The organism is Streptomyces purpureus (assembly GCF_014648195.1).
In the GTDB taxonomy this organism is placed as follows: domain Bacteria; phylum Actinomycetota; class Actinomycetes; order Streptomycetales; family Streptomycetaceae; genus Streptomyces; species Streptomyces purpureus.
Window position 1 is genome coordinate 208,812 of the sequence record NZ_BMQQ01000005.1, and the last position, 21,520, is coordinate 230,331.

Annotated in this window: 25 protein-coding genes, 1 other RNA gene and 1 pseudogene; 20 read left to right on the forward strand and 7 right to left on the reverse strand. The window is 69.1% G+C overall.

Features of this window, described 5'->3' with window-relative positions:
- Positions 1-86 precede the first annotated feature (86 nt).
- From IEZ01_RS34775 to IEZ01_RS09685, 18 genes and pseudogenes are all read left to right on the forward strand, one after another.
- Positions 87-848, forward strand: a complete 762-nt coding sequence (locus tag IEZ01_RS34775) for a hypothetical protein (protein WP_229832827.1) — start codon at positions 87-89, stop codon at positions 846-848.
- The gene (locus IEZ01_RS09605; protein ID WP_189201048.1) at positions 845-1,531 is read left to right on the forward strand and encodes a dTMP kinase; all 687 of its coding nucleotides are present in this window, start codon (positions 845-847) and stop codon (positions 1,529-1,531) included. The genes IEZ01_RS34775 and IEZ01_RS09605 overlap by 4 nt, the downstream gene beginning before the upstream one ends.
- Positions 1,524-2,393: an isocitrate lyase/phosphoenolpyruvate mutase family protein gene (locus IEZ01_RS09610; protein WP_229832829.1), complete on the forward strand. Its 870-nt coding sequence runs from the start codon at positions 1,524-1,526 to the stop codon at positions 2,391-2,393. Before IEZ01_RS09605 ends, IEZ01_RS09610 begins: the two co-directional genes overlap by 8 nt.
- Positions 2,384-2,854, forward strand: a complete 471-nt coding sequence (locus IEZ01_RS09615) for an NUDIX domain-containing protein (RefSeq protein ID WP_189201050.1) — start codon at positions 2,384-2,386, stop codon at positions 2,852-2,854. The genes IEZ01_RS09610 and IEZ01_RS09615 overlap by 10 nt, the downstream gene beginning before the upstream one ends.
- Positions 2,855-2,859: 5 nt before the next feature.
- Complete coding sequence (locus tag IEZ01_RS09620; RefSeq protein WP_189201052.1) at positions 2,860-3,525, forward strand: TylF/MycF/NovP-related O-methyltransferase; 666 nt, start codon at positions 2,860-2,862, stop codon at positions 3,523-3,525.
- Positions 3,522-4,445 carry an NAD(P)-dependent oxidoreductase gene (locus IEZ01_RS09625; protein WP_189201054.1) on the forward strand — a complete coding sequence of 308 codons (924 nt, stop codon included), beginning with the start codon at positions 3,522-3,524 and terminating at the stop codon, positions 4,443-4,445. Before IEZ01_RS09620 ends, IEZ01_RS09625 begins: the two co-directional genes overlap by 4 nt.
- Positions 4,442-5,308 (forward strand): nucleotidyltransferase domain-containing protein, encoded by an 867-nt coding sequence (locus tag IEZ01_RS09630; RefSeq protein ID WP_189201056.1) that lies wholly within the window; start codon positions 4,442-4,444, stop codon positions 5,306-5,308. The genes IEZ01_RS09625 and IEZ01_RS09630 overlap by 4 nt, the downstream gene beginning before the upstream one ends.
- Positions 5,309-5,338: 30 nt before the next feature.
- Positions 5,339-7,195, forward strand: coding sequence for a radical SAM protein (locus tag IEZ01_RS09635; protein WP_189201058.1), 1,857 nt, complete (start codon positions 5,339-5,341; stop codon positions 7,193-7,195).
- A complete protein-coding gene (locus IEZ01_RS09640; RefSeq protein WP_189201060.1) occupies positions 7,192-7,911 on the forward strand; it encodes a 2OG-Fe(II) oxygenase in 720 nt (239 codons plus the stop codon). The genes IEZ01_RS09635 and IEZ01_RS09640 overlap by 4 nt, the downstream gene beginning before the upstream one ends.
- Before the next feature lie 97 nt (positions 7,912-8,008).
- A complete protein-coding gene (locus IEZ01_RS09645) occupies positions 8,009-8,170 on the forward strand; it encodes a hypothetical protein (protein ID WP_189201062.1) in 162 nt (53 codons plus the stop codon).
- A 58-nt stretch (positions 8,171-8,228) separates the two neighbouring features.
- Positions 8,229-9,119 carry an aKG-HExxH-type peptide beta-hydroxylase gene (locus IEZ01_RS09650; protein WP_189201064.1) on the forward strand — a complete coding sequence of 297 codons (891 nt, stop codon included), beginning with the start codon at positions 8,229-8,231 and terminating at the stop codon, positions 9,117-9,119.
- A 65-nt stretch (positions 9,120-9,184) separates the two neighbouring features.
- Positions 9,185-10,003, forward strand: coding sequence for a TIGR02391 family protein (locus IEZ01_RS09655; RefSeq protein ID WP_189201066.1), 819 nt, complete (start codon positions 9,185-9,187; stop codon positions 10,001-10,003).
- Between the two features lie 133 nt (positions 10,004-10,136).
- Positions 10,137-10,352, forward strand: a pseudogene (locus IEZ01_RS36190) (helix-turn-helix domain-containing protein); the annotation flags it as partial.
- Positions 10,353-10,843: 491 nt separating this feature from the next.
- Positions 10,844-11,881 (forward strand): helix-turn-helix domain-containing protein, encoded by a 1,038-nt coding sequence (locus IEZ01_RS09665; RefSeq protein WP_189201068.1) that lies wholly within the window; start codon positions 10,844-10,846, stop codon positions 11,879-11,881.
- Positions 11,882-12,091: 210 nt separating this feature from the next.
- Positions 12,092-12,709: a hypothetical protein gene (locus IEZ01_RS09670; RefSeq protein ID WP_189201070.1), complete on the forward strand. Its 618-nt coding sequence runs from the start codon at positions 12,092-12,094 to the stop codon at positions 12,707-12,709.
- A gap of 81 nt (positions 12,710-12,790) precedes the next feature.
- Complete coding sequence (locus IEZ01_RS09675) at positions 12,791-13,225, forward strand: hypothetical protein (RefSeq protein ID WP_189201072.1); 435 nt, start codon at positions 12,791-12,793, stop codon at positions 13,223-13,225.
- Between the two features lie 146 nt (positions 13,226-13,371).
- A complete protein-coding gene (locus IEZ01_RS09680) occupies positions 13,372-15,015 on the forward strand; it encodes an LppP/LprE family lipoprotein (RefSeq protein ID WP_189201074.1) in 1,644 nt (547 codons plus the stop codon).
- Between the two features lie 95 nt (positions 15,016-15,110).
- On the forward strand, positions 15,111-15,272 hold the full coding sequence (locus tag IEZ01_RS09685) for a hypothetical protein (RefSeq protein WP_189201076.1): 162 nt from the start codon (positions 15,111-15,113) through the stop codon (positions 15,270-15,272).
- Between the two features lie 145 nt (positions 15,273-15,417).
- On the opposite strand, the gene IEZ01_RS09690 is transcribed toward IEZ01_RS09685, so the two are convergent.
- From IEZ01_RS09690 to rnpB, 6 genes are all read right to left on the reverse strand, one after another.
- Complete coding sequence (locus IEZ01_RS09690) at positions 15,418-15,936, reverse strand: hypothetical protein (protein WP_189201078.1); 519 nt, start codon at positions 15,934-15,936, stop codon at positions 15,418-15,420.
- Positions 15,933-16,487, reverse strand: coding sequence for a hypothetical protein (locus IEZ01_RS09695; protein WP_189201080.1), 555 nt, complete (start codon positions 16,485-16,487; stop codon positions 15,933-15,935). Before IEZ01_RS09695 ends, IEZ01_RS09690 begins: the two co-directional genes overlap by 4 nt.
- 82 nt (positions 16,488-16,569) lie before the next feature.
- Positions 16,570-16,755, reverse strand: coding sequence for a hypothetical protein (locus IEZ01_RS09700; protein WP_189201082.1), 186 nt, complete (start codon positions 16,753-16,755; stop codon positions 16,570-16,572).
- Complete coding sequence (locus IEZ01_RS09705; RefSeq protein ID WP_189201084.1) at positions 16,755-17,126, reverse strand: hypothetical protein; 372 nt, start codon at positions 17,124-17,126, stop codon at positions 16,755-16,757. Before IEZ01_RS09705 ends, IEZ01_RS09700 begins: the two co-directional genes overlap by 1 nt.
- Positions 17,123-17,407 (reverse strand): hypothetical protein, encoded by a 285-nt coding sequence (locus IEZ01_RS09710; protein WP_189201086.1) that lies wholly within the window; start codon positions 17,405-17,407, stop codon positions 17,123-17,125. The genes IEZ01_RS09705 and IEZ01_RS09710 overlap by 4 nt, the downstream gene beginning before the upstream one ends.
- Before the next feature lie 509 nt (positions 17,408-17,916).
- Positions 17,917-18,317, reverse strand: an RNA gene (rnpB, locus tag IEZ01_RS09715) — RNase P RNA component class A.
- Between the two features lie 85 nt (positions 18,318-18,402).
- Here rnpB and IEZ01_RS09720 point away from each other — a divergent pair.
- A complete protein-coding gene (locus tag IEZ01_RS09720; RefSeq protein ID WP_019885894.1) occupies positions 18,403-19,182 on the forward strand; it encodes a MerR family transcriptional regulator in 780 nt (259 codons plus the stop codon).
- Positions 19,179-19,847, forward strand: a complete 669-nt coding sequence (locus IEZ01_RS09725; RefSeq protein ID WP_229832831.1) for a hypothetical protein — start codon at positions 19,179-19,181, stop codon at positions 19,845-19,847. The genes IEZ01_RS09720 and IEZ01_RS09725 overlap by 4 nt, the downstream gene beginning before the upstream one ends.
- A 119-nt stretch (positions 19,848-19,966) precedes the next feature.
- Here the strand turns inward: IEZ01_RS09725 and IEZ01_RS09730 are convergent, their stop codons facing one another.
- Positions 19,967-21,409: an RNB domain-containing ribonuclease gene (locus IEZ01_RS09730; protein ID WP_028797466.1), complete on the reverse strand. Its 1,443-nt coding sequence runs from the start codon at positions 21,407-21,409 to the stop codon at positions 19,967-19,969.
- Positions 21,410-21,520 lie beyond the last annotated feature (111 nt).

Here is a 21,520-nt window from a genome sequence, read left to right on the forward strand (position 1 = left end):
GCGTGGGCCTTCGTGGCGGCCATCGTGGTGGAGCACCACCGACCGGAGCCGCGTGCCGCGACTCCCCGGACGTGAGGATCCGACCTGTGACCTCCTTGACCCTGCCGCCCCGGCCCCCCGGTTCGCCGCCGCTGGCCGATGCCTGGCAGACGCTGGCGGACGGCCTGCTGACCCAGCGGCTCCATCTCCATCTCGACGAATGGCGGGCTGCCGTCGCCGAGGAGAAGGCGTTGCCGGACGTGCCGGGCGCCGATGTCTCCGTGCTGGCCCAGCGCCCGTCCCTGCTGGCGGCAGGCGACGAGTCCGCGATGGCGTTGTTGGAGGACGCCGGGCTCGGCTTCTGGTGGCAGCTGCCCCGGCAGCACGGAACGGAGTCGCGGAACCAACGCGGGGCACTTCACCGCGCCGCCGACACCGCTGCCCAGAGCATCCTCGCAGAGCAGTCCGGGGCGGCATGGTCCAACGCCGTGGCCTCCGCCAGCGCCGCCGCCGCGTGGTGGGTGGGCTTCTTCGCGGTGATCCGCCACCGCGGGGTGCACCACATCACGCTGGAGCCGCACCCGGGCCCGCTCCACGAGCAGGCACTGGGCACCGCGGTGAGCGTCGTGGCCCACGGCATGGCCACGCGGGTGCTGGAGGCGGCGCTGCGTGACTCCGACGATGACCCGGCCCTCCGCGCCGCGTACTGCCGGGCCATCGAGGCCGGCATCTGCGCCGAGCCCGAGCTGCCCCGCCTCATCGACGAGTTGGCGGAGCTCCGGCTTGTGGACCTGGTGTCCACCACGGCCCGTTGGCGTGGTCGCTTCACCAAGTACGCCGGCGGCACGGGGGCGGGGCAGGTCGAATGAACCACCGCTATCCGTTCATCGTCATCGAGGGGCTCGACGGCACCGGCAAGACGACGCTGCGCAAGGGCCTGTTCCGGCTCTGGGAGGGGCTCTACGGCGTCACCCCGCTGTGCGTGCTCACCACCAACTTCCTCGCAGCCGAACAGGCCGCCGCCATCGTCACCGGCAAGTACCAGCCGAACGCCGGGAACCGCGACGCCTACCTGTCCGCGATCGCGGCGGACAAGCGGGCCACGCTGGATCGCCTCGTTCTCCCCCAGCGACCGGCCCGGCCCGTGATCGCGGATCGCTGGCTCCTCAGCGAACTGGCCTTCTTCGCCGTGAAGCACGGCATGAGGGCGTCGGAGACGTACGAGACGCTGGCCGCGCACCTCACCGCGGCCCCCGATCTCACGCTTGTCCTGGACCTGGAGACCGACGCCTCGATGAGCCGGGCGCAGGCCCGACAGGGAGACGCCGTCCGGGCCGACTGGGACGTGCACGACGTCCAGAGCCGGGTTCGGGAGACCTACGAGGCCGTGGTCACGAAGCCCGACGAGTTCCCGCTCCTCGGTGACGTGGTCCGTCTGGACGCCCGCCGGCCCCGGTCCGAGGTGCTGCTCGCCGCCTGGGACGTACTGCGCGAACGGCAGTTGGTACCGCCCATCGCCGCCCGCACGGAAGGAGGAGAGACCCATGGCTGACAGCATGAAGGCAACGCATCTGCGGGAGGCCCTCGACGACAGCGAGCGGAAGCACCCGCTCCTGGCGATCGGTGCGGTGAACGCGCTCGCCGCGCACGTCGCGGCGGAGGCGGGCTTCGACGCCCTGTGGGTGAGCGGTCTGGAGGTCTCCGCGGCCTCCGGCCTGCCGGACGCCAACGTCCTGGGCCCCCGGGACCTGTCCGACGTGGTCGCCTCGCTCGGCCGTGTCACCGAACTGCCCGTCATCGTGGACATCGACAACGCGGGCGGCTCGGGGCGCACGGCGGAGCGGTTCGCGTACGACCTGATGCGCGCCGGAGCCGCAGCGGTGTGCGTCGAGGACAGCGCGTACCCGAAGTGCAACAGCTTCGCGGCCCACCGGGCCCAGAGCCTCGCCGACCGGGACCTGCTGTGCGAGCAGGTGGGGCGCATACGGAAGGTCGCCGGTGACGCCCTCGTGGTCGTGGCCCGCACCGAGGCCCTGATCGCCGGTGAGGACATGGCCACGGCGATCGCCAGGGCCGAGGCGTACGCCGAGGCCGGAGCGGATGCGGTACTCATCCACTCCAAGGACGCGACCGGTGAGCAGGCGCGGGCCATCGGACGTGCCTGGAGTCACAGCGTGCCGCTGTTCAGTGTGCCCACGGCGTTCCCGGATCTGAGCGCCGCCGACCTCGGCGAGGCCGGCTTCCGCCTCTGCATCTACGCGAACCAGCTCAGCCGTGCCGCCCTCGCGGGTATGCGCGCCGCCGCCCGTCAGTTCCGGCGTGGAGGGAGTTTCCGCTCCACCGTCGCGGGGTCCCTCGCGGAGGTCGGCGACCTGATGCGCGTCGGCGAGCCGGAGGCATTGTCGTGCGTCTGACACCCGAGCTGCCTCGGATCAGTGTCTCCGTGAAGGCGGCGATCGTGCGCGACGGCGCCGTCCTGCTGCTGTCGTACGACGACGAGGCCGGGTTCCACTACAACCTCCCGGGCGGTAAAGCCCAGGTCGGCGAGGACCTGCGCCAGGCCGTGAACCGCAAGGTCGCGCAGGAGACCGGCCTCCAAGTCGTGGCCCGGCGTCTGCTGTGCGTCGTCGAGTACGTCCCCGAGTCGTGGCAGGGCGAGTTCGGGGACGTACAGAAGGTTCAGTTCAACTTCCTCGCCGAGCAGGTGGACGACGCCGAGCCGCGCATGCCGGAACCGCCGGACCCCATCCAGGTGGGCTTCGAGTGGGTTCCGCTGGAACGCCTGGGCGACGTGTACCTGCTGCCCCGGATCAACAGCCCGTTGTCGGCGGCGTTGAACGGGGAGCTCGCCGACCCCTTCGTGGACAGGTGGTGACCTTCATGGATCCGATGTTGAAGGATCTGCGGGAGTGGCTGCTTCGGGAGCACTCCGGGACGGTCTGTGCCGACCGGCTCCGCGTGATGGCCGACGAACTCGCCGACCTGACCGCCCGCGGTCTGCCCGGAGCCGTGGTGGAACTCGGCTGCTACAAGGGCGCGATGGCCCTCTGGATCCGTAGCGTGCTCGACTCGCTGGGCGACCGCGACCGAGAGATCCACGTCTACGATTCCTTCCAGGGCATGCCCGCGCCCGGCACCGAGGACTCGGACCATCTGGCGGCGGGCGAGCTCCGGTCGTCCCCGGACGACGTGCGCGCCACGCACGCGGCCTGGGGCAGGCCGGCGCCGGTCATCCATCCGGGATGGTTCGACGAGACCCTTCCCAAGGAGCTGCCCGACGAGATCGCGTTCGCCTACCTGGACGGCGACTTCTTCGACTCGACCCTCACGGGACTCAGGCACTGCGTCACCCGCCTGGTGCCGACGGGCGTGTTGCTCGTCGACGACTACGCGGACACGGCGGTCAATCCGCGGGCCTGGGACGGGCTCCCGGGGGTGAAGCGTGCCTGTGACGCGTACTTCGGCGCGCCCTCGCCAGTGACCGTCGTCGTCGGCGAGGGTGATCTCGCCTTCGGCCGGTACGAGAAGCCGGAGATCCTCGGATGACCGCCGTCCTAGTGGTACGCGGTGCGGCGGATGCGAGCGCGATCCGCCGCGCCCTGCCCGATGTCGACTTACACGAGTTTCCGGATCTGAACGCGCCTCCGCCCGCCGACACGGCCGTGCTCGTCCTGCGTTCCGGCGTCCGTCTCGGCGAGAGGGAGCTCGACGTGCTTCCTCGCCTGCGGCACGTCGTACGGACCGGCTCCGGCATCGACCACATCGACGTGAACGCCCTCCGGCACCGTGGCATCACGCTGCACCGCAACGCCGAGGCCGGCGCGGACGCCGTGGGCGAGTGGGTCCTCGCCGCTGCCCTCGCCCTGGCCCGGCGGATCCCCTTGGGGCAGCACGCGCTGCTGCTCGGCCGGCACGAGAAGCAGGCGTGCATGGGTGCGTCACTCGGCACCCTGGCCGCAGGCATCTGGGGCGCGGGCCCGGTGGGGCTGGCCGCCGACTGGGCCCTGGCCCCCTTCATGGGCCGGACGGCCTTCGCCACGTGGCCGTCGAACCCTCCCGGTCTGCGGGAGCTGTCGCCGACAGCCCTCATGGAGCAGTCGCAGGTACACGTTATCGCTCTGCCGCTGCGTCCCACGACCGAACAGCTCATCGGCGAGGACTTCCTCGCACGCGTCGCTCCGCAGCGGCCTCTGCTGATCTGTGCAGGGCGGCTGGAGACCCTCGACGTCGCCGCCTGCCTGCGGGCGCTGGCGAACGGGAGGCTCTCGGGCCTCGCCCTCGACCCGGTCGAGCGGAAGCATCTGCCGCTCCTCACCGACTCCACGACGCCGCTCAACCTCCTGGCCTCACCTCACATAGGTGCCCAGCGGTCCGACGTGCGCGGCGCGCTCGACATATGGGCCATAGATCTCCTCAGGGAGATCACCGCTGACGACAAGATCCTGATCAAGGGAGGCCACCGGTGAACCCATCGGCACGACTGCGCCGGGAGATCGCCGACAGAGTCGCCCAGGCGCTGCTCGCGTCCGGCGAGGCTCGTGAGGTCTGGCTGGAGGGAGCCCTCGCCTGTGGCTTCGCCCACGCGGCGAGCGACATCGACCTGCGGGGCATCGTGGACGGCGCCCTTCCGGCGTGGGAGTCGCGCATCGTGGACGGCGTCCGTGTCGACCTCCAGGCGCAGGCGCCGCAGCGGGCGGAGGAACTCCGTCACCTGCTCCGCTCCTTCGACGTCCGCCGCGACGACCTCGGATCGTTCCGCCGGGTACGCGCTTCGATGCACGACCTCATGTGTCTGCGCACCGCTCTCTCGTACGGCTCCAGACGCTGGAATCCGGTGCTCGATCCCGAGGAGCGCCAGGGCTACCGACGCTGGGCAGTCGCCGACCAGGCCGAGGTCGCGGCGAGTCTCGCCGAGGACCTGACCGGCCTCGTCGAAGACGGCCTGGCCGAACCCGCCGACGTCGTGTGCCGGAAGCTGGAGACCTGCCTCACCGCGCTCGAGTGCGCGGCGGCCGGCCACCCGGTCCTGGGCGACAAGTGGCTGCCGCTGCTTGCCGGCGCTCCGTTCCGTCCGCCGATCGACCCGGCCCGTACGGAAACGTGGGAGTGGTTCCGTCCGGTTCAGCGACGCGTGACCAGCGCCCTCCTGGACTGCTGGCCCGTCGACGACCCGCTGCAGAAGCCTCCCAACCTGAATGCCCCCGACGCCGGCTGGCTGCCCCAGCGGTACGCCGACGGGTGGTTCCTTCGCCGCGGCGACGTCCACATCCCCATCACCGGCGGACAGCTTCTCGGGTGGCTGTCCACGGTCTCCACCGATGGCGCGTAGACCGCGCCTCTCCTCCTCGGGAGTCCTCTGATGCCCGTCACCCGCACCGCCCCGACCGACCTGGAGAGTCTCTACGCCCCGCTGCCGAGCACCGGTCCGGACACCGCAGTCTCCGTCATCCTCAAGCTCCGCGGGGAGACCTGCGATATCGACTGCCTGTACTGCTTCGAGAAGCGCAAGGAGTCGCCGGGCGGCACCCGGATCAGCGCGGCACAGGTCCACCGCCTCGGTTCGATCTTCTCCGGACGTCCGCTCAGCGTCGAACTCCACGGCGGGGAGCCCCTGACCGCCGGCCGGGAACGGATCGCGGAGATCCTGGACGCGCTCGCCGCACAGCCGAACGTCATCCGCGTGAGCCTCCAGACCAACGGCCTCCAGCTCGACGACACCTGGCTGGACCTCTTCGAGCGGCACTACCCGGACCTGGAGATCGGCCTCTCCCTCGACGGCGACGCGCTCGGGAACTCATGGCGCGTCGGCTACGACGGCCGCCCCACGTACCCCCGAGTGGTCGAAGCACTGGAACTCCTCGACCGTCGGGAACGCCACGTCGGCGTCATCTGCGCCGTCACCCCGTACGTCCTCGGCCGCGCCTCCGAGATCATGGAGCACCTCGCCTCCTTCCCCGCCGTGACGACGGTCAGCCTGGTGCCGTGCTTCGACGCGTCGGTCACCCGGTCAACCTCGGTGGCCGGATCCCGTACGCCGACCAGTCGGGCACTCCAGCGACGGGCCATCGGCCCCACCGGCCCGGCCTGGGCCGTCACGCCGCGTCAGTACGCCGACTTCGTGCTGGAGGCCGCCCACCACTGGGTCGCCAGCGGTCTGTTCCGCCGCGTCAAGCTGGAGCCCGTCGTCTCCGTCATCCGGCGTCTGAGGGGTCTGCGGACGCGTTCCTGTCACTTCTCCGACTTAAAGTGCGACCACGTCCTCACCCTCTATCCCGATGACCGCCTGGGAAGCTGCGACGAACTGCCCTGGCCGCAGGCCGGCCTCACCGCGCTCGGTGACGTACACGCTGAGGCGGACGTGGCAGGCGCCCAGGGCGGCGCTCCGCTGCTTCAGCAGGCGCGCTCTCTGGTCACGAAGTGCACGACCTGCGACTACCGCGACACCTGCGGCGCGGGCTGCCCGGCGGTCCGCCTCCGTTTCGCCGCCGCGGGCGACGAAGACGCGTACTGCGACCACCGCATGCGTCTGATCGACGGCGTCGCCGCCCTGCTCGCCCATCCGAACCTCCCGCCCGGTGCCTCCTGTTCCCGGCTGCGCTGGCGTCCCGTCCGCCCCAACGACATGCACCACGTCGCGGCGTTCCTGACCCGCTGGGACGACGCCACCGTGCCCCGCACGCCCGCACGCGTCCAGGTCAGCGCCCACGGCAACATCAACACGGTCGGTCTGCCCGGCGTGCACGAGGCAGACGACCTCGACCCCCACCACCCCCAGTGGCACGCGGGCATCGAGCCCGGCGTCCGCCCGGTCGTCGACGCGCTCACCGCGGGCTGGAACGCCGTCACCTACGACAGCTGCCAGGGCCACGCCTACGCCGACCTCCCCGGGGCCGAGCCCCGCCTCCTCTCGGTCGGCATCCTGCCGCGCGACCGCGCCGAGTACGCGCGTACAGCTGCACGCCTGTGCCGTGCCGCCAGCGCAGCCGAGTCCTCCCTGCCCGGAGCGTGTTCGTTGGTCCTCGGTCGCAGCGAGCTCACGTGCCGCACCACCGGCCGGGTGTATCCGACGCTCGACCTCCATCTCGTACCCGCTGCCGGCACCACTCCTGCCGAGTACTTCGAGGATCTCGCCCAGGCGGTGCGCGTACTCACGGTGGCCCTGGCCGAAGCCGCCGCCCCGCCCTCCACCCCCTGCGCGTGCGGAGGCGAGCAATGATTCACATCGCCGAGACGCTGTCCATCCGTACCGTGGAGGGCTTCATCAAGCCGGAAGAGATCCAGCGCCTCAACGACGTCATGGACGACACACTCGGCCCCCTCGGACGCGACCAGTACGGCACGGGCCGCCACACCACCATCCACGAGATCCCCGGTCACTCCCCCGCCGAGGCGCAGGACGTCTACGAGCCGGCCGGCCGGATCGAGATGACCGACATCCCGTACGAGGCGACCGCCCTCCTCGACCAGGCCCTGGAACTGCACATGGCCGCCATCACGGGCATGCTGCCGTCGGTCACCGGCCACCGGCCGTGGATCTACCTCGAGTACGGCGCCGGCCAGTACATCACCCCACATGCCGACGGCATCGCCCCCGATCCGCTCACCCGTCCCCGCCAGATCGCCGCCGCGACGGTCACGCTCACGGACATCCAGGACGCCGGCGGCGCGTTCTACGTGGAGACCACGGGTAGCGACGCCGTCTGGACCGCGGACAAGGCGCCGACCGGGTCGGGTTACGCCCCGGGGATGCGCTTCGCACACGAGGGGACGGACATGTCCTCCCCCTGGTTCCGCGGCATGCCGCGCACTCGCTGGAGCGTCGCCCCCTCTCCGGGAACGCTCGTGGTCTTCGGCAGCCAACTCGTCCACGGCACGGAGCCGGTCCGCACCGGCCGTGTGCGCAAGTTCCTCACGCTCTTCGTCTCCGAGTGAGCGGGCACCCCGTCATGAACGGACCCCGTGGCCCGCCGTCCCTCCCATCATCCCCTCACCGCCAACCCGCGGCCCCGATCAGAAGAGAGAGCGAGCAGTGGCAGACGACAAGACATTCGACGAGTTCCTGGAGGCGGTCGCGTCCCTGCGTGACAGCGACCCGGTGCGCACGACCGCGCACACCTCCAACGCGGCCACCGAGACCTGGCTCGCCGCCACGGTGGAGCCCGACGCCACCGAGCCCACCACCACGGCCTGACCCTCTACCGGGGCCGGCCCTAGCCGGGGTCCGGCCCCGGTCCACACCTGGAGTCCAGATGAGCACCCTGTCCCCGGAAGCCCTGGTCACCCTCGATGGCATCGCCGGCCACCAGCACCTCCGGACCAGCCGCATCGCCTCCGCACTCGGCAACGGCCTCGGCTCGTCCACCCTCGACTACGCCGTGGCCCACCACCTGCTCGAAGGCGCCGAGCACGCCGCGCACGCCCGGAACACGGACCTCCTCGCGTGGTACCGGAAGACGACGACGCGGGACCTGACCCACCTGTCCGCCGGCCCGCACATCCTGCTCAGCCCGCGACCCGAGAACCTGCTCCGTTCGGAGATCTCCGAAACCGCGTACTACCTCATCCGCCCCGACACCAGCCCTGCCCTGCCCGAAGCCCAAGCGCTCGTGCGCGCCGCGCTTGCCTCGGCCACCGAGCACGGCTTCCGCACACTGCTCACCCAGCACGCCCCCGTCATCTGCCTGCTCAACCGCCGCCGACTGGACGAGACCCTCCACAGCTGGGCCCTGACCCGCCTCCCTGGCACCGTCTTCACCGACTACACCGCCCACCCCGAGGTCCTGGCCCGCGACCTGATCCACGAGGCCGCCCACAACTGGCTCAACGACGCCTTGGCCGCGCACGACGTGAGCCTCCCCGCCGACGTCACCTTCTTCTCCCCCTGGCGGGGAACTCCTCGCCCCGTCTACGGCTTCCTGCACGCGTGCTGGGCCTTCTCCCTCACCGTGCTGTATGCACGGCAAGCCCGCCGCAGCGCCACGGGCACCGTCGTCTCCTTCCTTGACGCCCACCTGCGCCAGCAGGAGGGCCAGTTCGCCTCCGCACTCGATTCGCTGGCCGAGGCACTCTCATATGTCTCCGCCGACGTGCTCCGCGATCGCGTCAGCCGTGCCGTAAGCAAGGCAACTTCCGCACGCTGAAGCGCGCGCTCATGCCATCCTGATTGCCTGGCCTGCAGACGAAGCAGGCCCAGGACGGGCATGGAATGACCACGTCCAACAAGTACGCTCCCTGGCCTCCCGCCACGGTCACCGCGGTCGCGGACGTTCTCGCCGACACGAACGAGGGGCTGACTGGCGGGGAGGTCGATCTCCTGCTGGCCGAGATCGGCATAGCGGACGCCGAGGGGTCCAGTAAGCGCAAGCGGCTGGCGCAGGCACTGCTCGTACGGCAGGCCCGCGATCAGGCGTCGAACTGCGTGATCAAGTTCATCACCGAGGCCATGGCTCCCGTGCGCTACCGGCAGCATCCTGACGTGTTTTCCCGGCGTCGTGACGACCTCAACGAGGTCTTGGTCCACGTCGGCCTGCGCGTCAACAACGAGGGCAAGGTGGCACGAGGGCCAGCCGCGAGCACGCTGGATGAGGCAGCTCAGCACGCCAACTCCTTGCGGTCGGAGCTTCGCCGTCGTGGAACGCACCCGGAAGTGCTGGCGTACTGCACCAAAGAGATCCTGGCCAAGAATGCCTTCCACGCCAGCCTGGAGGCCACGAAGTCTGTCTTTGACCGCCTCCGACAACTCACCGGCGAGAGGCTGGACGGCGCCCGACTGCTCGACGCCGTGCTCATGTCCGGCTCGACCGGTACTCCGCGCGTCGCCATCAACACCGGAGCGACCAAAACGGAGGAAGACGAACAGAAGGGGTTCGCAGCCTTGATCAAGGGGCTGGGCAGCATGTACCGCAACCCCACGGCGCACGATCCGCGGCTTCACCGGCCCGTCACCGACGACGAGCTGCTGGAGTTGCTGACCACCCTCTCGATGGTTCACCGCCGTCTCGACCACGCCCGCGTGGCGCCCTGACCGACGCCGCCGTAGCCACCGCTGCCTGAACCATGGAGCGGTGGCTCCTAGCCTGCCACAGCCACTCTGCCGGAGGCTCGATTGTTGCTGAGGTTGAACTCGTGGAGTCGCAGGGGCTCACTGCTCGTCACGAGAGACGAAGTTCGCCCAGTTGGAGGCAGAGCTGACCAAGGGGCCGGCCGCGCACAGCTGGGAAGACTAGCGCTGGACTCTGAACCGCGTGAAGGTGATCGGCCGACGCTGCCACATGACCTACACGATCCAGGGTGTGCGGAAGCTGCTGGTGCGAAGCGGCTGGTCCTGCCAGGTCCCTGCCCGACGCGCGATCGAGCGGGACGACGAGGCGGTCGCCGGGCCCGCGAATCAGACGGAGACCAGTAGGCCACGCAGCTCACGGTCGGTGGCCCGGGGCCTCTCTATCTCCGGGGGATGGGTGACTTCGCGCGCCAACTGCCTGACACCATCGCGAGCGTGGCCTTGCTGGACGGTTGAACTACGCAGGGGACGAAGGTGGCCGACGAGACGTAGCTGCGTCACGAGCCTGGCGGGCAGGTCTTCCAAAGTCTCGAGGACCACTTCGGCCCCGGCGTCTTTCAGGACGTGAGCCGAAGTCTTCCTGGATGCGACCGCGACGACCGCTGCTCCGCCTTCGAGGCCCGTACGGACGTCCTCCGGGGAGTGGCCAATGACGACGGCGAGGAGAGTCGCACTTTCGTTGGGCCCAGACCATGAGTGTGATGCCGCATCACATGGCTGATTTCTGTGACTTCAGTACCGCAGAGATCGGGCAGAATCGGTGAGCTTCACACCAGTGCCGGAACTGGCCGTGCAACCCGCCACATGGTGCGGCCGCAGGCTCGTCTGGCGAGCGAGGACAAAGGGAAGACCATGTTGGCGGGGTTGGGTCTGGGAGCTGTTGAGTCGGAGTTCTACCGCCTCTTTCTGACGCGGCTGACGTCGACCGCAGAGTGTGTCGGTGACTCGGTGGGCCTCTCCGCGCAGGAGGCCTACCTTGTCGCAGAGCGGCTCTTGTCGCTGGGCTTGCTCGCCGGGACCGCAGGGGGAGAACTGCGTGCCGTCCATCCGGTCCTGGCCTGTCATCCCTTGTTGGAACGCGCCGAACTGCGTCTGGCACGTCAGCAGAAGGAACTCGAGCTGAGCCGTGCGGCGGTCGATGAGCTGGCCTCCGAGATCGGATCGGAGAGGGTCTCCTCCCTTGCCGAGGCGGAGGTTCACCGTGGAGCCGCTGCGGCCTGGTCGTTTCTGGAGCAGATCGCGGCCACGGCGTCGACGTCGGTGCAGTGCATGGCCGCCGCCGGCGCCGCCCCGGGAGTAGGGGAGACCTCCGACTACACGGCGATCGGCGAGCTCGCGGCCTTCACTGCCCGGCGGGGCACCCCCGTGCAGCTCCTGCTCTTGGAGAGCATCGACATCCTGCCCAGCCTGGTGGACGGCGCCCACACGATGGCAGCGGCCGGTGTCGAGATCCGCACCGTGCCCACGCTCCCCGTCTGGGTGTTCATCGTCGACGACGAGTACGTCGCCACCGCTCTGGACCCCGCCGACAATCAGGCAGGGATCATGGTCGTCCGAACACCGGGGGCGGTCGCGGCCGCTGCCGATCTCTTCGTCCGTCACTGGCGCGGAGCCGCACCGCTTGCCGCTCCTGATCACCAGACACCCCGCGACCTGATGCAGAAGCACCGCGATCTCATCGCGCTGCTCGCCGACGAGGTGAAGGACGAGGCCATCGCGCGGCGCCTCGGCGTATCGCCGTCGACCGCACGACGCCGCATCAAGGACCTTTGCCGCGAGTTCGAGGTGAGCACCCGCACTCAACTGGTGGTCAGGGCATGCCGGATGGGCCTGCTCGACTGATCCCGACTGTGGGGCGATGCGGATCAATCCGGCGCCCCGATCCTCTCTTAATGATCTTGGTCACCTGTGCTCACGCCAAAGCTCACCACGCCAACCTGCACAGACACACCCCAAGGCGTCCTACGGTGGTGACAGATCGCAGGCCGCAGCGCTTGAACGCGCAGCGACGCCCCGCATCGCGGTCATCCCACCACCACCGAAGGGTCGCTCATGCCTGCCCGCATGCCCGCAAAGCCCACGAGGACCTCTGCATTCCGCCTCGGCGCAGCCCTGGTATCCCTCTCACTCGCCCTGCTCCCCACCTCCCTGGCAACCCCGCAGGCCCACGCCGCAGGACGAGGACAGGTGTGCTTCTTCCTCGACACCGACAGCGCGGGCGGCGCCGGACACGCCGGCTGGGCCGTCAAGGACACCGCCCGCGCCGACCACTACATCTGGGGAACCTTCCAAGGGCCGACCATGAAGCAGCCCCTCGCCATGGGCGCTCGCATCGCAGGCGGAACCTGGCGAGACCTGACTGCGAAAGGCAGCATCCTTGCCCCCTCGAAGTACGAGTTCTACCGATGCCAGACAACCGCGAGCGGCAGCATCGCCCACGCACAGCGCACCTACCGAGCGCTGGCCCGCACGAGCTATGACCTCCTCACAAACAACTGTCTGACGGGCGCCGGCGAGATCTTCCGGGCCTACAGCCCCGCCATGAGCACACGGCACCTTCCTGTTGGCCTGGGAGGCCGCCCCAACGGAGGCGGTCTGAGCCCGACGTACTACATCAAGACCCGCCTCACCTCACATGCCAGCGGCTGGGGCCCGGTCAACCGGTACTGATCACGGCGCACCGCACCGAGGCACTCCGTTTCCCGCTTATGTGTCCTTCGCACACCTGACTCTCCACGGAGGCATGAAGTCATGCGAAAAACCCTCCTGTTCCTCGGCCTGACCCTGGTAGCCGCCTTTGGAATCGGCTATCTGGCTCTCCGCGACGACCAGCCACCACGCCCACCGGACAACGGCAAGCCCCCAGGCGCCCCCTCACTTCCGTACAAGTCGGGTGGACCTCTGCCCGCCCAAGCGGCTGACATCGCTCAGGACCTGGCCTCCAGCGATGCCGCCACCCAGCGGGCGGCACTCACCCCGGAACTGGATCACGCTCTGGAGGCTGGCCGCCTTCTCCCCGAGGGAACCCGCATCGACCTGAGCGAGGACAGCTGGCACGAGGCCAACGGCTACGCCAACGCACAGGCCACCCTGACGAAACCAGGGAAACCCGCACAGCACGTCCTCATGGGGTTCGCCAAGCGGAGTACCGGATGGCGCATCACCGTAGTGGAGGTCCTGAAGTGACGGGCCATTCGATCCGGAAACGCATTGTCGCCCTCTGTTTCACCCTGCTGACCCTCCTCGGCCTCACTACGGTGCTTTCCGGGACCGCAGCGGCGGGCCCCTGTTCCACGGGCGGCAAGGTCGTACAGGTCGAGCCACGCGGGCCGGTGGCGAACAGTACGCCCGTCCTCTTCGTCCACGGCATCAACGCCGGAGCCGACACCTGGAACCAACCCGAGGGGGTGTACCCGGCCGACAAGGCGCAGAAGGCAGGCGAGGCATACCGGCCGGGGAAGGGATCCTTTCCCGCGAGAGTCGCCCACCTGGCCCGGGTCACGGCGTGGACCTACGACTACTACGCGGCCCAGCCCGAATGGGTCACGGACCGTCGCATCGGTCCGGCGCTCGCGGACGCCATCAACTGCTTGGCCCGAGCGACCGGCCACAAGGTCGTGGTCGTCGGCCACTCCATGGGCGGCCTCGCCACCCAGTACGCAGCCTCACGCTCCGACGGCCGGTCCGACAGCAAGACGTGGCAGAACATCGCCGAGGTCATCACCATCGGCACGCCGACGGTCGGCTCCCAACTCATCACCGCCCTCCAAACGGGCACGGACCTGCTCAGCATCTCCCGTCACCCCGTACTCATGACGCTCGACGCCGTCCTCAGTTTCTGTGCGGGATACGACCTCACACACGAAGACGACATCTGCAATGCATTCACAGCGCTCAGATCTCCCCAGGGCCGTGCGCTGAGGTACCGCTCGGCCGAGATCGGCAAACTGCCGCCCTGGCCCAAGGAACTGCCCGTCCGGGCGATCGCGGGCGACATCAGGTTCACCCTGCCCCGGGGGCCTTTCGACGTCGCCCCGCCGCCCGAAGTGGGAATCGGGGACATCGCCGTCACCCTCGACTCCGCCACCGCGTACGCGAACATGACCGGCAAGCCGCAAGTCCTCACCTGCCGCCCGAGCGGCTGGAAGGTTCTTGAGAGCGGCTGCAACCACGTTTACATCAAGACCGATCCCGTCGTCATGGAGACGGTGATCAAGCAGATCGAACGCATCCGGGGCACACAGCCCGTCAAGCCCGTCCCCACGAACCCGTGCCCCACCCGCGCGGAACTGAAGACGGCAGTCACCCGCACCTTGCAAGCGCCCTCCGAAGTCCACCTCGGAGACAGCAAGTGCTACCCCGGCTGGTCGGCCGTCATCTGGGGAGACACTCCCGCCACCGACTCCGTGATCACCACGGTCTTCACCCGTACGGCCGGCCGGCTCAAACTGGCCACCCACCTCGTCCCGGTCATGGAGGACGACCACGACCCGGACTGGGTCCGTGACTGCGGCCGACTCCGAGGCATGAAACCGCCCGCCCGGCTACTCGAGTTCACCGGCTGCCCGGCCACAGCCCAACAACCGACCACGACCACCATCGACGGCGCCGCGGCCCTGGGGCTCATCCAGCGGCACAACTTCAGCACCACTGTCACCGCACAGGAGATCACCCGCATGACCGGCCCGCTACGCGCCGTCCAAGCCGCCTGCGTAGGCAGCGCCAACGGCAACTGCGTCAGCGTGTTCTTCTTCTACGGCAACAGGTACGTGGGCCAGGCGACCGGATCCGGGCAGCTCCGCCTCGCCTCGCAGAACGGCACGGAAGCCGTACTCACCCGACCGATCTTCAAGGACACCGATCCCACCTGTTGCCCCTCAGGAGGAACCGAGACGCATCGCGTCCGATGGGGAGGCAGCGCCGTTGTAGCCAGCCCGTCCCTCCCCTACTTCGAGCCGGCAGACGAACCCCTGTAGGTCCTCTCCGTTGCCCGGCTGGACCCGGGCGACGACAAGTGCACAACCCACGGCGGCTACGGCTATCAACATTCAAGATGAGAAGGAGAACTCTCATGGCCCGATGCAAGTCATGCCCCGACAAGAAGGGCGAGTGCCGAAAGTGCAAGGGCACCGGCAAGGTCGACGGCTTCCCCTTCCCGCGAGACTGCGACAAATGCGGAGGGGACGGCGTCTGCAGCTCGTGCAACGGCGACGGGTACACCTTCGGCTGGTAACCCACTGAGCGGGTCCTGGCAGAGAAGATGGGCGGGTCGCCACCATCCAGCGGCCCGCCTACTGATCTTGAACTCGTGACATCGTGACGGGCTGACCGTCGATCGCCGGCAATGCGTGCAGTTGATCGGAACTACAGCTGGCGCATCAGTCGCCACCCCTAGGATTCCTCTCTTTCACCCATGGCCTTTTTCCGCCCGGGAAGACAAATTGGTCCCATGAAAGCTGGGACTCCCTCTCTGGAGGGGGTGGGGAAGCTTTCCTTCTTTCGAGTTCACCGTCAATGAATGCGACGTCAAAGGCGGCTTTTCGATTCAGGATAACCACCGCCGCGAGCAGCATTACAAGAAGGAGCGCGACAAGCAATAGGCCTGCTCGAATGGTGCTGAAAGTTCCACCCCATTGCATCCTTTGTATCACTTTGAAGGAGAGTGGAGCGAGGAGCAAAACGACCAAAACAATTAGAAGTGACAAGGCTGCAAGATGCCGCCTCTTGAGAACCAGCACCTTCCTCAGATTGCGCAACGCACCTGTTTCCTCGTTGCGCTTTGGGCGGCCCACTAGGTTGTCAACCTGCGTCCAGAGAGCAGAGAAGTAGGCGAACAAAAACACCAGCAAGAGGCCGATGAGGGAGAACGCGTCGCCTATCTCTTTGTCGAGATTCACGACCAAGGCCTCCTAGGGAGCCCGACTCGCTCCCTGAGATACTGATATGTATCGTCCGGGAACAGGCGAAGCCCTGCATTCTTGGAAGGCCTCGAGCTAGGATGATTGCTCACCGCTGTCTCCGCCATGATCCATTCACGCACAGGCGTTGAGATAAGCAATACCTCCCACACCTCATTGTCCGGTACCGGGTCGGCACCATCCAAAGAAGACCGAATTGCGAGAATCACCTTTTCTCGAACATCTTCGAATCGGGCAATCGCCGCACGAACCAAGCCCCGGGCGGTTGGTGTCGGCACCCTGTACAGGGCCGCAACTACCTTCTCTGCATCTCCAACAGGAACTTCCTCCTGGATCAAAGCTCGAATGCGCGCCACGCGCATATCATTAGCGGTAGATGGAGTCACGATACCCATCGCCTGATCCAGCGCTTCCCGCGCACCTGCCTTGGCGATCAAAGTGGCAAGGTTTCTCTGCTTGAAATCGCCAAACACCTCTTCCAGGTGCTTGACTTCATCCGCAGTGCACCGCGCGGTCACAGTCAGATCCATAGCAATCACTGAAGCCCCTCTGCGCGGAGTTCGCTGCTCGAACTACTCCAAGTGGAACAGTGACAACGGGCAGCTGCGCTGCTCAGATTGGCCGGGCGGTGAACGGCACGAGCTCGTCCGAGCGCATGATGGGCGCGGTGATGTGCTGGCCGCAGGCGACGTAGGGCTCGATGTCGCGCTCGGGGGTGACCTCCCAGCGGAGGGTGGCGCCGCAGGTGCGGTTCGCATCCACGAGGATGGGGCAGGTGTCGGTGTTCGGGTTGGCCATTACGCCTCCTCAGCCGTCTTGCCGGGGCTGAACGCGGCTGCCATGAGTTCGAGCGATACCTGCGCCTTCGTGATGTCCGCGTCTGTCGGTTCTTCGACGTCAGCAGCACGGAGGGTCTCGATCACCAGCTTCACTATCGGGTGAGTGCACAGGACGACGCGCCGGTCCTGGCTGGTGGGGATGGTCGGCGGGAAGTGCAGGATGCCTGCGCGGGCGAGCTCGGTTTCGATGGTGCGGGCGACCGTGCTGCCGGTGCGGCCGGCCCCAAGGATGTCCCGCAGGCGGCGGACATCGGCCTGGAGGACTCCGTTCTTCTCCTCGATCGCGGCGACCAGGGAGGCGTAGACGGGCGTGGTGGTTGGGCTGGTCACGGTCGAGCGCCCTGCGTGCGGAGCTGATTGTCGGGGTGGACGAAGGGGAGGCCGTCCGCGGTGTAGACGGTCTCGGTGAAGGTCTGGAAGCCGAGGATATTGAACGCCTTCATGGCGCGCGGGGAGTCGACGTTCCCGAGGTCGTCGTTTCCGATGACGGTCCGCAGAAGGTCCTTCGGTGCCCAGAGGACAGAGCCGATGAGGACGCCATGGCGATGGGGGCGAACGTTCGGGCGAGCGTCGGCGGCGGCCAGGAGGACGCTCTCCTGGGTGATGGTCACCTTCTCGCCGTTGATGGTGAGGGTGTGCGTGCTCGATGCCCGTTCCTTCCGAGACGACGAGGGCCCCGGCCACCGAAAGGCGACCAGGGCCGATCGTAGGACAACCTGCTGGAGTGTCAGGCCGCGAGTGCGGCGGGGCAGGCGGCGGTGAGGCTCTCGTCCTCGCCCCCCAGACGACGGGGACGGTGCCGAGGACGACGTTCAGTTCGCTCTCGAAGCGCTCGGCCGACGTGTGGATTCCGGGGGTCTCGATGATCTCGACGACGAGCGCTGCGACCCGCTGCGCCCAGCTTCCGCGGGCCACGCGCTGAGGCTATAGGAAACATGGTTAGCCCAGGTCGGAGGCGTCCTCCGCGCCTCTGCGCCAGGGACTTTTCAGGGACTTTCAGTGCTGTCCGAGGGACTTCCGAGGGACCTTCCGCCGCCTAACGCGGCAAGCCCCCGAAAGACCGGAAAGGGCCTCCGACGCAGGTCAGAGGCCCTTTCCGAGGCGAAGCCCCAGGTGGGGGCAGACGAGTCGGGCTGTACGCCGGGTTCTGTGCCTCGGGACCTCGCGGTCGTCGAGGCGACGGCCATCCATCTAGGACCGGTGTTGCCACCGGCCTCGTGCGGTCTACCCGCGGACTCGGGCGGGCAGCCCTCGATCGTCCGCGCAGGGCCGTCCGAGGACGACCCCTCTTGACCTTGCTCCAGGTGGGGTTTACCTAGCCGCCTGAGTCACCTCAGGCGCTGGTGGTCTCTTACACCACCGTTTCACCCTTACCGAGGACCGAGGTCCCCGGCGGTCTGTTTTCTGTGGCACTGTCCCGCGGGTCACCCCGGGTGGGCGTTACCCACCACCCTGCCCTGTGGAGCCCGGACGTTCCTCGGGAGGATCCAAAGACCCCCACGCGGCCGCCCGCCCGGCTCGTCTGCCGTGCCGACCATGCTACCCGCCCGAGGGGGCCCGCCCGGACGCTTGACCTTGTCGCGACGTCAACGTTTGTACTGAGGTCATGCGTATCGGAGAGATCGCCGCGATGGTGGGGATGACCACGCGGGCCATCAGGCACTACCACCACCTCGGGCTGCTGCCCGAGCCCGTCCGCCGGGCCAACGGATACCGCGACTACACCCTGCGCGACGCGGTACTGCTGGCCCGGATCAGGCGGCTGACCGAGCTGGGGCTCGGGCTGGACGAGGTGCGGGACGTGGTCGCCGACGACGAGGGCCGCGAGCTGGTCGACGTACTGGAGGAGTTGGACGCCGACCTCGGGCGGCAGGAGGCGCTGGTCAAGTCACGCAGGGCGCGGCTCGCGGTGCTGCTGGAGCAGGCGCGTGCCGGGCGGCTGCCTGCCGAGGGGCCGGTGTCGCCGCGCCTTGCCGAAGTGTTCCGTGAGATGGCCGGCGGCCCGGCGGACGCCTCCCCGATGGCCGCGAAGGACCGGGAGGTGCTGGCCCTGCTGGACACCGTGGCCTCGGACGCCGAACGGGACCGGATGATGGAAGCCCTGCACACGATGGCCCGGTCTCCGGGAGCGGTGGAGCGGGCCCATGAGGTGTACGGGATGCTCGACGCCCTCGTGGACGCGGACCCGGCCGACCCGGCGGTCGAGACGGCGGCGCGGGGACTCGCGGAGCTCATCCCGGACGCGGCCGTCGCCCACCTCGGCCCGGAGGCGGGCGGGGCCGGGTCCGAGGGCCGGTTCCTGGATGTCTTCCTCGCCGACTTCGCCCCGGCCCAGGGCGCGGCGGTGGCCCGGGCCCTGCGGATCGTCATGGAGCGTGCCCGGTGAGGCGGGCCCTGCGGAGAACGGCGCGGCGGGTGCCGGTGCCGGTGCCGGTGCTGCGACTGGTCGGTCACGAGCTGCGGCTGATGCACAGCCTGCTGCTCTGGACGGCCCGGCGGCGTGACGGCGTGGGACCGGGCGACCGGGCGTTCGGGCACGCCCGGGACCAGGCGGCGCTGATGTACGGCTTCGCGTTCGTGTGCGCGGTGGAGACGGTCGGGATGTCGTACCTCCTGGGCGCCTGGCCGATGGTGCACGCCGTGGTCCTCTTCCTGGACGTGTACACGGTGCTGTTCGTCGTCGGCCTGCAGGCGGCGTCCGTCACCCGGCCCCATGTGCTGACGTCGGACACTCTGCGGCTGCGCCAGGCCGCCCATGTGGATCTGCGGATCCCGCTGGAGCGGATCGCGGCAGTCCGGCACGAGCTGCTGTTCACGCATGAGAAGCAGGAAGGCGTCCTCGACCTGAAGGTGGCGGCGCAGACGTCGCTGACGCTGGAGCTGTCGGAGCCGGTGACGGCCGTGAGCATGCTGGGGCGGCGCTACGAGGTGAGGACCGTACGGTGCCACGCCGACGACGCGAGGGCGCTGGGGGCGGCGGTGCGGGAGGCGGTGGCGGGTGCGGCGGGTGCCGCGCGTTGCAATGTCACGCGTGAGGGCACATCGAGCTGACGGCCGCGCGTGCAATGTCACGCGTGAGGCCACTGGGCTGACGGCCGTGCGTGCAATGTCACGCGTGACGGCGGACGGCTCGACGCGGGGCGCGGCTCACACTGCCGGCCCCCATGACCTCACGCCGGGACGAACAGGACGTTCGCCGTCCCCGGGGACGCCTCCGTGAGCCGGACCCGTAGCCGGTCGCCCAGGGGCAGTTCCGCACCGTCGGCCTCGACGCGGCCGACCACGGCCGGGTCCTTCAGGTGGACGGTGCCGAGGTCCGGTTCCTGTTCCTGGACGTCGATGACGACCGAGTCGAAGGTCTCCCCGATCCGGTTGCTCATCAGCGCCGCCTCGACGATGTCGACGCACCTGCGTTCGGCGGTGTTGGCGAGCCGGGACCCGTTCTTCATGGCCTGCCGGAGCGCCTCCAGCGCGCCCACCACCCAGTCGGGCGGCGGCGTGCCCGCGGCGGCCGACAGGCTCAACTCGCCCGCGTACCGGTCGATCAGGCGCCGCAGCGGTGCGGTGACGTGGGTGTACTCGTCGGCGACGGCCGCGTGGACGGCGGGCACCGGCACCTGGCCGCCGGTGAAGACGGTGTAGTCCGACCCGCGCAGCAGACTGGTCGCCTCCTGGAGGAACGCGGCGTGCCTGCTCTGGTGCGGGTCGAGCGAACGGATGAGCTCCGCGTACGAGACGTGGTGCGGCCAGTCGATGCCCAGCGCCTTCGCAGTGCGGCGCAGCCGGGCCACCTCCCCGCTGGGGGCGGTCGGCAGGGTGCGCAGGATGCCGGTGCCGGCCGCCGTCATCAGGTCGGCCGCGGCCATGCCCGTGAGCAGGGAGATCTGGGCGTTCCAGCCGTCGACGGGCCGGGGGGCGCGGTATTCGAGGGAGAACGAGCCGTCGGCCCCGACGATGATCTCCTGCTCGGGGACGTTGAGGGAGACCCCGCCGCGTTCGATCTCCAGCCGTTCGCGGAGAAGTCCGACGGGCTTGAGGAGGGCGACGGGTTCCTCGGCGGTGCCGGCGTCGATCTGGGCCTGGACGCCCGCGTAGTCGTACTTGGCGCGGCTGCGGACGAGCGCGCGCCGTACGTCGGTGCCGACGTTGCGCCCCTCGGCGTCGAGGTCGATGCGCCACAGCAGCGCGGGCGCGGTGTTGCCGGGCAGCAGGCTGGCGGCGCCCTCGGAGATCACGGCGGGGTACAGGGGCACCTTGCCGTCCGGGAGGTAGAGCGTCAGCGCGCGCCGGTGGGCCTCGGCGTCGACCGCGCCGCCGGGGGTGACGAACGCGGCGACGTCGGCGATGGCGTAGTGGACGCGGTATCCGCCGTCGCGCCGGGCCAGGTGCATGGCCTGGTCGAGGTCGACGGAGGTCGGCGGGTCGATGGTGAAGAAGGGGATGTCGGTCGCGTCGTGGTCCGGCAGGGCCGGGTTCTTGGCGGACGCCGCCGCCTCGGCGACGACGTCCGGCGGGAAGCCCGCGGGGATGCGGAGCTGGGTGCGGAGTGCGCGCAGGGCGGCCTGCAGCGGACCGTCGTCTGCGCCGATCACACGGATATGACGGCGGGGCATGGGTCGAGCGTAGGCCGGGGGGCGCGGGGCGGCATTTCGGCGGGGCGGGGCTTTGTACGCTGGGCGGTCGGGGCCGCACCCCCGTCCCGTACGTCATGAAGGAGAAACGCC

Coding starts and splice junctions, on each gene's coding strand:
- IEZ01_RS09610 (WP_229832829.1), top strand. CDS start 1,524: ATGGCTGACAGCATGAAGGCAACGCATCTGCGGGAGGCCCTCGACGAC.
- IEZ01_RS09730 (WP_028797466.1), bottom strand. CDS start 21,409: ATGCCCCGCCGTCATATCCGTGTGATCGGCGCAGACGACGGTCCGCTG.
- IEZ01_RS09665 (WP_189201068.1), top strand. CDS start 10,844: ATGGTGCGGCCGCAGGCTCGTCTGGCGAGCGAGGACAAAGGGAAGACC.
- IEZ01_RS09675 (WP_189201072.1), top strand. CDS start 12,791: ATGCGAAAAACCCTCCTGTTCCTCGGCCTGACCCTGGTAGCCGCCTTT.
- IEZ01_RS09720 (WP_019885894.1), top strand. CDS start 18,403: ATGCGTATCGGAGAGATCGCCGCGATGGTGGGGATGACCACGCGGGCC.
- IEZ01_RS09635 (WP_189201058.1), top strand. CDS start 5,339: ATGCCCGTCACCCGCACCGCCCCGACCGACCTGGAGAGTCTCTACGCC.
- IEZ01_RS09605 (WP_189201048.1), top strand. CDS start 845: ATGAACCACCGCTATCCGTTCATCGTCATCGAGGGGCTCGACGGCACC.
- IEZ01_RS09700 (WP_189201082.1), bottom strand. CDS start 16,755: ATGGCCAACCCGAACACCGACACCTGCCCCATCCTCGTGGATGCGAAC.
- IEZ01_RS09625 (WP_189201054.1), top strand. CDS start 3,522: ATGACCGCCGTCCTAGTGGTACGCGGTGCGGCGGATGCGAGCGCGATC.
- IEZ01_RS09620 (WP_189201052.1), top strand. CDS start 2,860: ATGGATCCGATGTTGAAGGATCTGCGGGAGTGGCTGCTTCGGGAGCAC.
- IEZ01_RS09670 (WP_189201070.1), top strand. CDS start 12,092: ATGCCTGCCCGCATGCCCGCAAAGCCCACGAGGACCTCTGCATTCCGC.
- IEZ01_RS09650 (WP_189201064.1), top strand. CDS start 8,229: ATGAGCACCCTGTCCCCGGAAGCCCTGGTCACCCTCGATGGCATCGCC.
- IEZ01_RS09640 (WP_189201060.1), top strand. CDS start 7,192: ATGATTCACATCGCCGAGACGCTGTCCATCCGTACCGTGGAGGGCTTC.
- IEZ01_RS09695 (WP_189201080.1), bottom strand. CDS start 16,487: ATGGATCTGACTGTGACCGCGCGGTGCACTGCGGATGAAGTCAAGCAC.
- IEZ01_RS09685 (WP_189201076.1), top strand. CDS start 15,111: ATGGCCCGATGCAAGTCATGCCCCGACAAGAAGGGCGAGTGCCGAAAG.
- IEZ01_RS09655 (WP_189201066.1), top strand. CDS start 9,185: ATGACCACGTCCAACAAGTACGCTCCCTGGCCTCCCGCCACGGTCACC.